The 14,323-nt window shown below is 29.6% G+C and carries 15 protein-coding genes; 5 read left to right on the forward strand and 10 right to left on the reverse strand.

The window, feature by feature from the left end; translation table 11 throughout:
- Positions 1-14: 14 nt before the first annotated feature.
- A complete protein-coding gene (locus GXK57_RS13685) occupies positions 15-821 on the reverse strand; it encodes a Cof-type HAD-IIB family hydrolase (protein WP_160677293.1) in 807 nt (268 codons plus the stop codon).
- A 283-nt stretch (positions 822-1,104) separates the two neighbouring features.
- Here GXK57_RS13685 and GXK57_RS13690 point away from each other — a divergent pair, with 283 nt between their 5' ends.
- Genes GXK57_RS13690 through GXK57_RS13700 form a run of 3 tightly spaced genes read left to right on the forward strand, consistent with a single transcriptional unit; the run spans position 1,105 to position 3,867 of the window.
- Positions 1,105-1,776 (forward strand): response regulator transcription factor, encoded by a 672-nt coding sequence (locus GXK57_RS13690; RefSeq protein WP_160677296.1) that lies wholly within the window; start codon positions 1,105-1,107, stop codon positions 1,774-1,776.
- Positions 1,760-3,142 (forward strand): HAMP domain-containing sensor histidine kinase, encoded by a 1,383-nt coding sequence (locus GXK57_RS13695; RefSeq protein ID WP_160677299.1) that lies wholly within the window; start codon positions 1,760-1,762, stop codon positions 3,140-3,142. The genes GXK57_RS13690 and GXK57_RS13695 overlap by 17 nt, the downstream gene beginning before the upstream one ends.
- 56 nt (positions 3,143-3,198) lie before the next feature.
- On the forward strand, positions 3,199-3,867 hold the full coding sequence (locus tag GXK57_RS13700; protein WP_160677302.1) for a DUF4829 domain-containing protein: 669 nt from the start codon (positions 3,199-3,201) through the stop codon (positions 3,865-3,867).
- Positions 3,868-4,068: 201 nt separating this feature from the next.
- Here GXK57_RS13700 and GXK57_RS13705 read toward each other — a convergent pair whose 3' ends face one another.
- The 6 genes from GXK57_RS13705 to GXK57_RS13730 form a co-directional block, all read right to left on the reverse strand.
- Positions 4,069-4,557, reverse strand: a complete 489-nt coding sequence (locus GXK57_RS13705; RefSeq protein WP_160677305.1) for a hypothetical protein — start codon at positions 4,555-4,557, stop codon at positions 4,069-4,071.
- 451 nt (positions 4,558-5,008) lie between these two features.
- Positions 5,009-5,731 carry a LytTR family DNA-binding domain-containing protein gene (locus GXK57_RS13710; protein ID WP_160677308.1) on the reverse strand — a complete coding sequence of 241 codons (723 nt, stop codon included), beginning with the start codon at positions 5,729-5,731 and terminating at the stop codon, positions 5,009-5,011.
- A 52-nt stretch (positions 5,732-5,783) separates the two neighbouring features.
- Complete coding sequence (locus GXK57_RS13715; RefSeq protein ID WP_160677311.1) at positions 5,784-7,088, reverse strand: ATP-binding protein; 1,305 nt, start codon at positions 7,086-7,088, stop codon at positions 5,784-5,786.
- Positions 7,089-7,508: 420 nt separating this feature from the next.
- Positions 7,509-7,664: a cyclic lactone autoinducer peptide gene (locus tag GXK57_RS13720; protein WP_160677314.1), complete on the reverse strand. Its 156-nt coding sequence runs from the start codon at positions 7,662-7,664 to the stop codon at positions 7,509-7,511.
- Positions 7,636-8,271 (reverse strand): accessory gene regulator B family protein, encoded by a 636-nt coding sequence (locus GXK57_RS13725; protein ID WP_160677317.1) that lies wholly within the window; start codon positions 8,269-8,271, stop codon positions 7,636-7,638. Before GXK57_RS13725 ends, GXK57_RS13720 begins: the two co-directional genes overlap by 29 nt.
- Positions 8,272-8,484: 213 nt before the next feature.
- The gene (locus tag GXK57_RS13730; RefSeq protein WP_160677320.1) at positions 8,485-9,450 is read right to left on the reverse strand and encodes an NAD(P)H-dependent glycerol-3-phosphate dehydrogenase; all 966 of its coding nucleotides are present in this window, start codon (positions 9,448-9,450) and stop codon (positions 8,485-8,487) included.
- Positions 9,451-9,801: 351 nt separating this feature from the next.
- Here GXK57_RS13730 and GXK57_RS13735 point away from each other — a divergent pair, with 351 nt between their 5' ends.
- Both GXK57_RS13735 and GXK57_RS13740 read left to right on the forward strand, forming a co-directional pair.
- Positions 9,802-10,143: a cupin domain-containing protein gene (locus GXK57_RS13735; RefSeq protein ID WP_160677323.1), complete on the forward strand. Its 342-nt coding sequence runs from the start codon at positions 9,802-9,804 to the stop codon at positions 10,141-10,143.
- A 404-nt stretch (positions 10,144-10,547) separates the two neighbouring features.
- On the forward strand, positions 10,548-11,513 hold the full coding sequence (locus GXK57_RS13740) for a methyl-accepting chemotaxis protein (RefSeq protein ID WP_160677326.1): 966 nt from the start codon (positions 10,548-10,550) through the stop codon (positions 11,511-11,513).
- A 266-nt stretch (positions 11,514-11,779) separates the two neighbouring features.
- Here the strand turns inward: GXK57_RS13740 and GXK57_RS13745 are convergent, their stop codons facing one another.
- The 3 genes from GXK57_RS13745 to pdxS all read right to left on the reverse strand — a co-directional run bounded on the left by GXK57_RS13745 (position 11,780) and on the right by pdxS (position 14,260).
- Positions 11,780-12,463 (reverse strand): pseudouridine synthase, encoded by a 684-nt coding sequence (locus GXK57_RS13745; protein WP_160677329.1) that lies wholly within the window; start codon positions 12,461-12,463, stop codon positions 11,780-11,782.
- A 343-nt stretch (positions 12,464-12,806) separates the two neighbouring features.
- Complete coding sequence (pdxT, locus tag GXK57_RS13750; RefSeq protein ID WP_160677332.1) at positions 12,807-13,388, reverse strand: pyridoxal 5'-phosphate synthase glutaminase subunit PdxT; 582 nt, start codon at positions 13,386-13,388, stop codon at positions 12,807-12,809.
- A 2-nt stretch (positions 13,389-13,390) separates the two neighbouring features.
- Entirely contained in the window at positions 13,391-14,260 is an 870-nt protein-coding gene (pdxS, locus tag GXK57_RS13755; RefSeq protein WP_160677337.1) for a pyridoxal 5'-phosphate synthase lyase subunit PdxS, read from the reverse strand.
- Positions 14,261-14,323: the final 63 nt, after the last annotated feature.

A 14,323-nucleotide genomic window follows, 5' to 3' on the forward strand; every position in this document is an offset into this window, starting at 1 on the left:
TCTTCTACACAACCTTAAAGCACATATTTTTCTATTGCCCAGGCCACACCATCTTGGTCATTGGTCAAGGTTATATCCTTTGCAATTTTTTTAACTTCAATAGGTGCGTTACCCATAGCTATTCCCACTTCAGCATATTCAATCATATCTATATCATTATAGTTATCTCCCACTGTCATAAGTTCTGACTTATCTATATTGTACCTATCTAAAAGAAACCTTATAGCTAAAGTTTTTGATGCATTCTTTGGCATTATTTCTAAATAAGTTGGTTTAGAAAGATAAATATTTAACTGTTTATCAAACCTTCTTAATAATATATCTCTAAGTTTTTGTATATTTTCTGGAGCTCCCATACACAATAGCTTATTACATCCCATTGAATCTAATTTCCACTGAGTTAATAGATTTGTATACGCAACCACATTAGGCTCTATATTGGTTATTTCTTTTTCTTGCAATGCCCAATAATCTAGTTGTTCTACATACCAATTATCATCTTTATATAGGCTTATATGGATATCAAGCTTTTTTGCTTCACACACTATATCTTTTATATAGTTATCCTTTATATATTCACTAAAAAGAATGTTTTTATCTTCATCTAGAATCAAAGAACCGCTATAACAAATTATAGGTTCATGTATGCCTAGTTCCTCCTGGAGAAAATTAATTCCTTTAGGCATTCTTGCTGACACGAGAATTACTGGTATATTTCTAACTTTTGTAGCCTCTTTAATAACAGACTTATTCTTTTCGCTAATCTCATGTTTTGAATTAAGCAGTGTACCATCTATGTCTAAACATATAAATTTAACCATCTAAATCCCCCCTATTATTTAAATGAATTATACTAACTATTACTTAAGCAAATATCATGCCAATTATTGTATCATTTATATTAACACAATTATTTTCTCATTTAAAGCATCGTCTTATGCTCATATATGATTGTTTGTGATTTTTTATGAGTATTTAGTTTTTATTGTATATGATATCATTTACATATTCAAGGATAATTTACTATTTTTTAATATGATGTTCATGGTATAATATGGAACATAGTATGATTAATTTATATCCTATTTAATATGAGGTGATTTTTTGTTTAATATAGGAATAGTAGAGGACGATATTACCATATCAGAAGGAATAAAATATGCATTAAATAAAAAAGGCTATACCTGCTATTGTTTTCAAGAAGGATATAGTTTTCTAGAGGCTACTTCAACCTTAAAGCTAGACCTGATTATTATGGATATCATGTTACCATGCAAGGATGGCTTTTATTTCACCAGAGAATACCTAAACAACTACAAATCCCCTATAATCTTTCTAACGGCTAGAGGTGGTATCGAAGATAAACTTAGAGGCTTAGGCCTCGGAGCTGATGACTACATAACCAAACCTTTTGATTTAAGAGAGCTTCTGCTTCGAATAGAAATAATTCTTAAAAGAAGCTATAAGAGGAATAGTTTTCATAGGATTAATGAAAAAACATTAGTAAACTTGGAAGGGAAAGAAGTGTTAATAGATGGAAAACCTGCAAAACTAAATCCAAAAGAATATGAATTATTGATATATCTTATTGAAAATAAAGGTATTGTTTTAAGCCGGGATAAGATAATTGAAAAAATATGGGGCTATGATTTTGATGGTGATGATAGGACTGTTGATATCAATATCACTAGAATTAGAAAAAAGCTAAAGTTAGATAATAAGAGCCCCATTTCAACTGTTTTCGGAATAGGTTACAAATATGAAGATTGTTTTTAAAAGTATAAGATCAAAATTCTTATTTACCTTCTTTCTAATAATCTTATTTACAGTTATGCTCCTGAATACCCTTATCACTTCTTTACTACAAAAATCCTCTATAGAAAAAATAAAAAAAGATTGTGATTCTCTATACAAAACCTCTAGATCTCAAATATATGAATATGCAAATTTAAAAAACTTTTCACTAGACGAAACAAATATAGACTATCAGGCGAGAAGCTTAATTAATGTAATCAATACTACAAATCAACAGTATATAAGAATCTTGGATAAGAACTTACAAGAGATTTTTACAATTAATAAGGGCCTAGATAAAATCTACATTACTGACTCCTCAGATTTAGAGTCCGCAAAATTAAATAAAGCCTATACAACAATCAGCAATATTAATAATAAATATATAGCCTCCTTCTCTTATCCTTTGTACTTTAATGACAAGTTTGTTGCAATTATAAACTTTAAGAATGACTATACATACTTATATGAAGAAAAAAACATTATAATTTATAATTTGAATATAGTATTACTCTTAACATTAATCATAGTAACAGTGATAACAACTTATATGACCAATAAAATTATCAATCCATTATATAAGCTTATGGAGATTACAGATAGAGTTTCTAAAGGTTCTTATTCTAGTGAAATAATCATAAAAAGCAATGATGAGATTGGTACTTTAGCAGCTAAGTTTAACACTATGCAAGACACAATAAGAGAAAATATAGAAACAATAAACGAGCTCGAAAGTTTTAGACGACAGTTCTTTAACAATGTTACTCATGAGTTAAAAACCCCTCTTACTGGAATAAAACTATATGCTCAACTTTTGGAGGAAGATTTCAGTGATCCTAAGTTTGTAGCTAATGCTGCTGTAAGGATAAAATCAGAAAGCGATAGGCTTTATATACTGGTAGAAGATTTATTGAATATCTCCAAAGGAACTACCTCTGAGAAAAATTTGATTTTAAGTGATTTATCTATTAAACCTATTATTGAAACTATAGTAAGTGATATGAAACTCCAGGCTCTTAGGAAAGGAATAGATTTAATAGTCAATATTGAAGATTCATCAATAAGAGCATATAAAAATCACATTATTCAGCTATTTATAAACCTAGTAGATAACGCTATTAAATACGGTAAAGAAAACAGTAATATTTATATAAAGGTTTTTACCAAAGATAACTTTTGTAATATATCTATCAAAAACAGTATAGAAAACAATATAAATACTTCAATATCAAGTAATGGCGTAGGTCTTTTTATTGTGGACAGCATAATCAACCGAATTAATGGAAGTTATACTATTCAAAATAATAATGGAATTTTTTCTATTAAAATAAGAATACCTTCGATTTGAAACAACTTTGAAATATCTATCTTATATTATTAATTCAAAGTAAAGGAGGATTGAACATGAAAAAAACTATAATCATCATAATAATTTCCTTAAGTTCATTAGTAAGCTGCAGTAACAATATAAAAGAAAAAACTATACCTATCTCTGAAGATGTAAAACTTCAGTCTACTTCAGCTCAAAAAGATATAATAGATCAAGAGAAATATCAAACAAAGTTAGTATTTAAGTGTACCGTAAACAACGATCAAGAAAAACTCATACAAGATCTTATAGTTGCTCAGATAAATCAAAACAAAAATAAACTAACTAGTATTTACTATCCTTCCGAAGTCACTAAGTCTGAGATAGATATGTATATGAATCCTAATGAGAAAGCTGCTGTGGAAAAAGATATATTGAAGATGTGGGAGCTAAGAGAAGGTCAGTGGAGAAACCAAATAATGACTAAGGGTCCTAGTGGTGAAAGTTATAATGAAAATACTCTCTACTACCTTTACCAGGAAAGGCTTAAAACAGTTAATTATAGCGAAATTAAAGTAATTGCTGTAGATACCTATAAACAGCTCACTAAACAGGCCGATATGGTTGCCCAATTTCCTAGCGGTAACTATACTTTTTTCTATGTATTAATCAGGAAAGACAGTAACAGCCCATGGAAAGTATTTGATGAGTATTTTGATTTTACTCAGAACATTACTAATTTTTTAAATAAACATTCTAAATAGGTGTTTAATAAAAAAATAAGTCTTAGTATTTTAAGAGACTGTGTTTACAACAGAAATGATAAAATATATCTTCTCTCAATACTAACACTTATTTTTTCAGCTTATTGATTGATTTATAGGTTTACATTGTATCAAACGACGATTCGTTCGCAAATATTTTTACCATTAACACCTTATCTCAACATATATGCCCTATTAACTTTACCCAATTCTCACAAAGCAATTCATCTCTATTTTTCTTGTAAAAATATCAGTTCCCTTTATTTCATGAGGTATATAGGTGTAAAATGCTGAAATGGGTTTCATTTTATTTCTATCCAAATATTCCTTCATCTCTTTTACAGCATTTTGAAATTCTAAAAGCACTCCAGTATATTCAAGCATAACAACATTCTCCCAAACCATCTCATCGTAGGTTTCATAAATACCTGCAACCTTTTTTATACTTTCTTGGTTTGAGATTACATATATCTCGCTTTCTTCTACTTTTACATTATTAACATTTTTAACATCATTATTGGCGGCTATCTGAGGATAAGTACTTATACCCATTTCTCTTAAATAATCATAAAAACTTTTTACTGTAGTAATTATCTCATTTTTATCTCCACTTAGGGAAATCTTTATTAGGTTATTGAATGCTACCTCTTTATATACATTTATACTCTTCATCTTAAATCTTGACAACATCTCTATTTCTCTCACTCAATACTTTATAGTTTAGCTAGTGTTGTCTTTCTCCTTTCCATTGTAGATTAAAAAATATTTAAAAGCATCAAATCATATATTTCTAAATATATTCGCCTACTACAATATAAATGTATCATCAAACCATTATTTTTTGTCAAGTTCTACATAAGTTGTTATTTTTTTATCATAACCGTATATTTAATGATTTTTTTAATATCATTTATGCATATATTTATCACTTACAGATATATGCTTGCAATTTTAAAACTATAAATGTAACCCTTGAGTAACCGAATTTATTACAAAATGTTCCAAAAATTCAAAATTACATCATTCCATTTTAAAAAAACACACAAAAAAAAACACCACATACTTGTGATGCAATTCTTTTCTTAATTTAATGCTATTAAGCTATCTTCTTCAGTAAATTTTTCAAAAACCATAGATTATTTCATTTAATAAGACCTTTAACATACCTACTGGAGATCATACATTCCTCTCCATTTACCATATAAGCTATTCTGTTTTTAACATCTAATTCCTTTATATTATTCTTATTTATTATATAGGATTTATGACATCTATAAAACCTATCATCCAGTTTTTCTTCTATATCACTTAGTTTTCCATTAAACTCTATTTGTCTATCTGTGGCGTGTGCAATAACTTTTCTTACAGTCTTAGATGTTTCAAAAAATAATATTTTGTCAAGCTCCATGTTTATTATTCTTTCATTAATCTTTATGCTAAAGATTTCTCCATCTTTCTTCTTATTTGTATGCCTTGAGTTGGCTTCCAATACACAATCTTTTATTCTCTTATCAACTTCATTATATTTATCTTTTATTATGTAGTCCAAAGCTTCAACTTTATATGTAAAAGTTAAATAACTCATCTCACTATGAGTGGTTACAAAAACAATAAAACCTCTCGCATCAAGCTTTCTTATTTCTGCTGCCAGAGCTATTCCACTCATCTCTTCCTTTAAATCCACATCTAAAAAATATAATCCGTTTACATCATTGGCCCCTAAATATTCAAGTAAATCTTTAGATTTACTAGTAACCAATGCTACTTCCATGTCAAGGCTCTCCATCAAGATAGTGTTTCTTATGATTTTCTCGTAATGTTGTCTATGCTTATCATTATCCTCACATATAAATACTTTAAGCATAAATTCCTCCCATACCTTTAATATCTAAACAGCCTAATAAACTAAGCTATATTTAGTTATTTTCTATAGTTACTTTTTGCAAAAAAGTATTATTTTCAATAATTGTATCTAGAAAGACATTTTGATACTTGTCCAATATCATCTTTAAGTTACTAAGGCCAACTCCACGATTTTCTCCTTTTGTTGAAAAGCCCTTTTTATTTAGCTTATATATTGGAGGAACATCTTCTAGACAGCTATTCAATATTATCACAATTAATGAATTTTCTTTCTTTATGAACCCTACTCTTAAGATAGGTGTTTCACATTTTTCTGCACCCTCTATTGCATTATCTAGTAATATGCCTAAGGCTCTAACTATATCTATTATTCCCATAGGAATGCTACTAATAGGCTCTACTATATCTATTTTCACATCTATCCCCATTTCTTGAGCTCTTATTAACTTAGAAGACAATATTCCCTTAATCTCCGGTACCTTTATATTCTTAAGTAAATCAATTTGTGAATTACTTCTTCCTATCTCATCACTTAATGGAATTATATTTTTAGTAAAATGAGTTTTTAACCCTTCCATATCGTTATCCTCCATATATCCGATCATAGAGGAAATTATATTTATATAATCATGCTTAAAAACCCTCATTTCACTGTATAGATTCTCAAGATTTTCTGTATATCTTTGTAAGCTTTCAAAGTGAGCTTGCTTATTTTTAAGTTCTAGTTCCTTAGTAACACTCTTAAATAATATATTCATTGTTATTCCAAGAAAAATACAATATATAAAGAATAAAACCCCATTTAACTTTAATATTTCATCTGTAAATCCAAGTTTGCTACCTAATACTATATTGGTATAAAATACTATTAATGTTATCGTTAAACTAATTATTATTATTAAGCTAAATTTATTAGTAAAATCTACATTAAAAATTTTAAACTTTTTTTCTATCAGATAACCAATCCATCTACTTATTATAACTATAATCGCTATTGTTTCAATAAGAGATAGTATGTATGTTCCGCTATCATAGTATTTTACTATATGTAAGTTAAAAACAAAGACATTAATACAGCTTACAATATAATCAGATATTATACTTATTATGTTTGCCAATAAAGGCATCAAAATACTTATAGTTAGCTTTTTCTCTTTTCTATAAATAAATATTATAAGTATTAAATCTATAGGAACTATGCTTATATAATGCAAATAAAAGCCAAAGGGTATGGATATGATTGATGTTGCAAGCACTGTTGTGATAACTTCTCTCTTAGTAAATCTTATAGTATTAAGATTTATTATAGCTATAAATAAAAGGAAAATAGTTATTATTATATCAAAAAAGTTAGCCATAAATCCCCCTTAATTCAAACATCAAATCCAATTATACCACATTTTTTACCTTTTACATTTATTTAGAAGTATTTTTACTTTCTTTTGATTAATTTATAAAAAGATTCCAAAATCCAGTTCTTTCCGTATATGACTTTCTTACCTATATAGAGATCTTCTGACAATAGTTATAATCTTTTTAGTGTTTATTTTAGCAAGCTGTTTCAAAGCCTTGATATTATTAGACTTTGATGATATTTTCAATCTCCTAGACCATAAAAAGGTCACTGAAGCAACCTACTTCAGTGACCTTCTTTCAACATCTATATTTCCTAATATGTATAAGTAAGTGTTTTTTACAATTCTGTATAAAGTAAAAATAATAAGCTTTTCTTACTTATGCCAATAAGAAAAGCCTATTATTTATGGATCATTATGCGCTTACTTATTTTGTTCTTTTATTATTTCAAGCATAGCCTTTGGCTCGTAGAAGTATCCGATCATGCACTTTCCAGTAGCCTTATCACTTATCTTAATTGATGCCTCACCTATTTTGTTAGCTAACTTTTCAACTAATTGATTTTTCATACTGTTCATAATTATTATACCTCCTATTAAAAATTTTATATGTTATTGGTAATATACTTAAAACCTCATAGAATGAAGCTAAAGTTATCAAATTTGTTATAACACTATAAGGACTTATTAAAGCTATAACCATTAGTATAATTCCAGTTATAACTGCTTTCTTTTTTAAATCTTGCCTTAGTGCTTGTCCTATTAAAGGGTGATACTCCGTGTCTGCTGGTGCATAAATATATAAAGCTATAATAATAAATAAAAATAACATAAGTATAATATACTTATCAATACTAACTGTTTTACTCACATATCCCCCTGCCACGTAAAGAGTTAACGAAGTGATAGTACATACTAAACTATTCTTTGCATGCAATCCAAATGCCTTACTCCTAACTAGACCTAGAACAATAGTCATTATTGTGGTCTCAAATATCAAATTAAGTTTTATAGATATCAAAAATATTATTATGAATTTTGAGATATTTATTAAAAATATTTCTATACCTAACCTAATTTTTTGTAGTTCAATACCCTCTTTTTGGATTACCTTATTTATCTTAAGAGTTATAATATCAGCTACTTTTTCCATAGGAGTCATCTTGTGGGAAAGGTTTTCTTCCATCTTTGAACCACCTCTAAATAAATTATAACAAATATTCAGTAAATTTCTATAAATAGACATAAGATGAGATTTTATAGCATTAACCGTCAGATATTTTTACCTTTATTTCAGTAAATGCTATTATCTACGACTTAACCGTATAATGTGATAACTATATACACTTTAATCTATCACTTCATACTAAAACAAATTTAGAATTAAATCAGTGGAGCTTTATATAAACTCAAACTTTACTGGTCTTAAAAATAGATCTAATAACTCTTTAGCAGCATCTTTATTATTAAATATAACTTCATATAAAGCCTTACATATAGGCAGCTCAATATTGTACTTTGAAGCAAGTATGATCAAGGCCTCTATTGTGGATACTCCTTCAGCAAGCTTTTCAAACTTGATGTTTTTTACAAAATCTTCACCAAACTTCCTATTATGACTATTTTGAGAAAACAATGTAGCTTCGTAATCACCAAGATGGCTTAAACCATAAATAGTTATGTCATTTCCTCCCATAGCTCTTACCAGTTTAGATATTTCCCTAGTGCCTCTGGCCATTAAAGCTCCTTTTAAGCTACTATACCCTAGTCCATCTAGCATCCCCGCTGCTATACCAATAACATTTTTTGTAGCTGCTCCCACTTCATTACCAATAAGATCTTGTCCATAATAAAACCTAATTAAATCGCTATTTAATGTATTCACTAAGACTTTTGTAAATTCAATGTCTTCTGAACCTATTACCATACAGTTTGGTATACCTTTCAAGAAATCCTGTACATGCCCTGGTCCAAGCCACACTGCACATCTTATTCCTGATCCCATTTCCTCTTTAAATACTTGAGACAATCTCTTTCCTGTTGAGCTTTCTAAACCTTTCATACATAAAACGTACTTTTTATTTTCCAAATTACCAACTTCTTTTAACCTTTTGGAAAAATCTCTTAGCCTTTGTGCACTAATAGAAATTAATATAATATCACCGAAGTTTATTGCTTCCTCTAGAGAATCGGTTAATTCAACATCACTTGATAACCTCAAATATTTGTTTGATCTATTAATTCTTAACTCTTTAAGGTTGTCCGAATTAGCTCTTCCCCACAGCATAACCTTATGACCTATATGACTTACATACCATGCTAAAAATGCTCCCCATCTTCCACAACCTAATACTGAAATATTCATACTAATCAACTCTTTTCTATTTTATGCTATTACAAAGAACACCTTCAATACCAATTTTAACATTTATACAAATACATTTCTATGCCAAATAGTCTCTTAAAATTTCTATTGGCCTGATATTTGCATAGTATATTTCCTGGAATATACAAGAAGAACTTTCTAAAATAATTTGATTTAAATCACAGAATTTAAGTTTTATTTTATTTATAATTTAATCATTCGCTAAAGGATTTAGACTCTACCACTTCAGTGTAAAAATATAAATTTTAAAATGAAGCGGTAACTCCATATAAAATCAATAAATATATACAAACTATAAATATAAACTAATTTAAATCTAGGAGGATTACAATGAAAATAGAAAAAATTTCCGATAAAATAGCATTTAGTGAAAGCTCAATTACTAAGAAAATAATCTTTAAAGAGGATAAGCTTTTAAGCTTCGTACTTAATTTTAAACCGGGGCAAGGTGTACCACCTCATAATCACGAGCAAAGTGACCTTTTAGTTCATGTTCTATCAGGTAATGGCGATATGACTGTAGATGGTCAATTGAACAACATAACTGCTGGGGATGTAATTCATTGCTATGGTAAAGAGGTGTTTAGCATAAAAAATACTTCTGATAAAGATATGTCATTATTCATAGTATTGACACCAAATCCATCTGCAGTATACTCAAAGGAAATATAGTATGTAATTTAGAGTTTATTATTTTTAAAAATCCTTGCAATAATTGTAAGGATTTTTATTTTTAATTTTATACTATAGGTTTTATAACTCGACTATTAATTTATACATGGTTTATGGTCTCCAGAATCTGAGATTATATAGTCCTCAGAAGCCAAGATTTTCGAACAAGAATAACTTAAATTTCAATGTATGAATGTGCATATATTGAATTGCATAATTGAGATTAAGTGGTTAATCACAGTATACCTTAATGAACTTACACAACATGCTTATATATTTTTTTATATAATCCCCAAATTGACAAATCCTATGAAAATATATTTAAAGATTATTTAAGCTGTATACGATATATAATCATATTAATCTAGCTGGAAATACTATCATAATATTAAGGAGTACTAAATATGTTTGGAAAAAACAAAAGCAAAGCACAAATAGCTACATCAAATCCTGAGAATGTTGAAATAAAAAGAAATGATTCCGTTTTCAGAGAAGAAACTATTGAATTCATAGAATCTGCCAATAAATTATTGAGTGAAACCGTTGGACAGCACAAAGTTGTAAATGATCAACATAATGTTTTAGTAGAACTTACTGATACAGTTAAAAATCATATGGACAACATTTCTTCTCTATCTAGGAAAACAATAGACTCTACTGATAATCTTAACTTTGAAGGTAATAAGCTAATAGAAATAACTAAAGAAACTGTCCAAAAATCCAATGAAGGTAAGCATGCAATTGAAGAAATGGACGAAATAATAAAGTCTTTAGAAAATGAAAATAATAAAAGCACTGAAAGTATAAATGAACTAGCAAGAAAATTTAGCAAGGTTAATGAGGTAGTTCAGCTTATAACAAACATTGCTAGTCAAACAAATCTTTTAGCATTAAATGCGGCTATAGAGGCAGCTAGAGCTGGGGAACAAGGAAAAGGATTTGCAGTTGTTGCAGATGAAGTTAGAAAACTTGCAGAGATAACTAAACAAAGCACTGCGGACATATCTAATCTAATTGAAAGCATTGAAAGTGAAACTAAGGTTGTTCTTAGCAATGCTGATAACTCTAATACGGTAATTAACAAAGGGGTAGCTGCATCAAGCAGGGCTATAGAAAAGATTGAAAACAGTTTATCTTCCATATCTGTGGTTGAAAAAGAAATAAAAGAAGTTATAAACACTATATCTACCCAAAGAAAAAATATAGAGCAAGTAAATGAGGAAATAAAAACTGTTGATGAGGTTTTGAAGACAACTGTATCCACTATAATAAATCACATAGAAGAAGCAAGTGTTGTGGACGAGCAGCTAGCAGCAACAGAAAGAACTCTTTCTTCATACAGTGATAAATTTACTGCCTCTAATAAATAAAAACATATTATTGTGTCACTAAGTCATTATGTTGAAAATGAGCCTTTGTCATTAATCACACTAAAAATACTCATTTAATAATTGATAGCTTATAATTAAATAGCCTTCTGTAGCAATAACTTTATTTTCAACACTAATAAAGATGTACCACTTCGCTGAAAAATATATCTTCAAAAAATCCTTTTGCTCACATAAGATAATTTGAAAGCATACATTTTATTACGAAGCGGTACATATTTACAGCCATAAGCAAACCTTATTTTCAACTACAATAGTTTTCTAAGTTCTTCTAGCTCAATATCCTCAATATCTCTACATTCCCCTTTTGCTAAATCATTAATACATAAATTTAATATTCTTATTCTAATAAGTTTTACTACACTGTAACCACAAGCTTTACTCATTTTCCTGATCTGCCTATTTAATCCTTGAGTTAGTATTATTGAAAAAGTGTCTTCACTGATTCTTTCTACCTTGCATTCCCTAGTAACAACTCCACCTATATCTACTCCTTTAGACATATCTTCAAGAAACTTATCATCAAAGCGCTTATCTACAGTTACTACATATTCCTTCTCATGCCTGTTGTCAGCTTCAAGAATACTACTGGCCAGTTCTCCGTCATTTGTAAGCAGTATAAGCCCTTCAGATTCTTTGTCCAACCTTCCAACAGGAAAAATATATTGTTTATAATTAATAAAATCTATTATATTATCCTTAACATCTTTCGCTGCAGTGCAAGTAATCCCAGCTGGTTTGTTTAGTAGTATATATACCTTCTTCTTCTCTTTAATTTGTTCCCCGTCAATAAGTATTTCGTCCTCAAGCTCTACCCACTGACCTGGAATACAGAGTTCTCCGTTTACAGTTATTCTTCCCTCTTCAATAATTCTATTAGCTTCTCTCCTTGAGCAAACACCTAAGTTACTTAAAAGTTTATTTATCCTCATATGTTAAAAGTTTCTCTCCTTAAAGTTCAAAGTTATATACATATATAAACATACTACTTAATATTGAAATCTATCAAGATAAAGCTTCTCAAATTCATCAAAAGCTTTATTTTAAGTTTAAAGATTTTGAAGTAGTATGTCTATAGTATACTTTTATTATTATTATTATAGGTATATCCAACATAATGTTTTTTTGAATCTATTATGTAATATTGAAGAAAAACTAATCAGTTATTAAAAGAACCTCCAAACTCTGCTAAACCTATTTAGTAATACTAAAATTTTAGTACGTATAATTAAGTGGTTCATCTAAAACAGATGAACCACTTAATTATATATAAATTTATAAATTAGTATACTCACCACAAATACCTACAAAGTATCTATGAAACTCAAGATTATCTGTAAGCTCTGGATGAAAAGACGTAACAAGCATATTTTCCTGTCTCGCTGCAACCACCTTATCTTCAATCTTAGCTAAAATCTCCACCTTATCACCTACCGAAGTGATGAAAGGAGCCCTTATAAAGACTAAAGGTATTTTTTCACTAGATATTCCCTCTATGGCCTCTTCTGCTAGGAAGCTATCTATTTGACTTCCGTATGCATTTCTTCTTACAGTTATATCCATAGTTGCTAAGTGGCTTACATTATCATTATCGATATCCTTAGCAAGTAATATCATCCCTGCACAGGTTCCCCAAACGGGCAATCCTTCCAGTATCTTATGTCTTAAGGTATCATAAATTCCTATTTTTCTTAAAAGCTTTCCTATGGTTGTACTCTCTCCACCAGGTAAAATTATACCATCTAAACCCTCAAGCTCTTCTTTTTTTCTTACCTCAACAGCTTCACAATTTAACTTAATTAAGTGATTTATATGTTCTGCTACTCCTCCCTGTAGGGCTAGTACTCCTATCCTCACAACTACCAGCCTCTTTCTTCAAATTTACTTACCAGTTCTTTACAATTAATACCTACCATAGGTTCTCCCAAATCTTCTGAAACCTCAGCTATTATTTTAGGATCATTGTAGTAAGTTGTAGCCATTACTATAGCCTTTGCTCTCTTTTCAGGATCTCCAGATTTAAATATACCTGATCCAACAAATACACCTTCTGCACCAAGCTTCATCATCAGAGCAGCATCAGCAGGAGTTGCAACCCCACCTGCAGCAAAGTTTACCACTGGTAGTTTGCCATTTTCCCATACGTATTCTATTAGGTCAAAAGGAGCTCCAAATTCCTTTGCTAAAGTCATAAGTTCATCCTTAGGGGAATTTTTCACTCTTCTTATATCTTCCATTATGCATCTCATATGAGTTACAGCTTGAACAACATCTCCTGTACCTGCTTCTCCTTTAGTCCTTATCATGGCTGCACCTTCACCAATTCTTCTTAAAGCCTCACCTAAATTTCTAGCTCCACAAACAAAAGGAACCTTAAAGCTAGACTTGTCTATATGATATTTATCATCTGCTGGAGTCAAGACTTCGCTTTCGTCTATAAAGTCAATTCCTATAGCCTCTAAAACTTCAGCTTCCACAAAATGACCTATTCTCACCTTGGCCATAACAGGTATGGAAACAGCTGCTTGTATTTCTTTTATCATCTTAGGATCAGACATCCTAGCAACTCCGCCCTCTTTTCTTATATCTGCTGGAACTTTCTCAAGTGCCATAACAGCACAAGCTCCAGCTCTTTCTGCAATTATAGCTTGTTCAGCATTAACTACATCCATTATTACTCCGCCCTTAAGCATCTGAGCAAGATTCTTATTTAGTTCATATCTTCCCATATCTACACCCCTAACTATTTTATAAAAGTTATCTTGATACTAATCACTGACTTTCCATGAGTC

This window comes from Clostridium sp. C8-1-8 (assembly GCF_009928445.1).
Classification (GTDB): domain Bacteria; phylum Bacillota; class Clostridia; order Clostridiales; family Clostridiaceae; genus Clostridium_AR.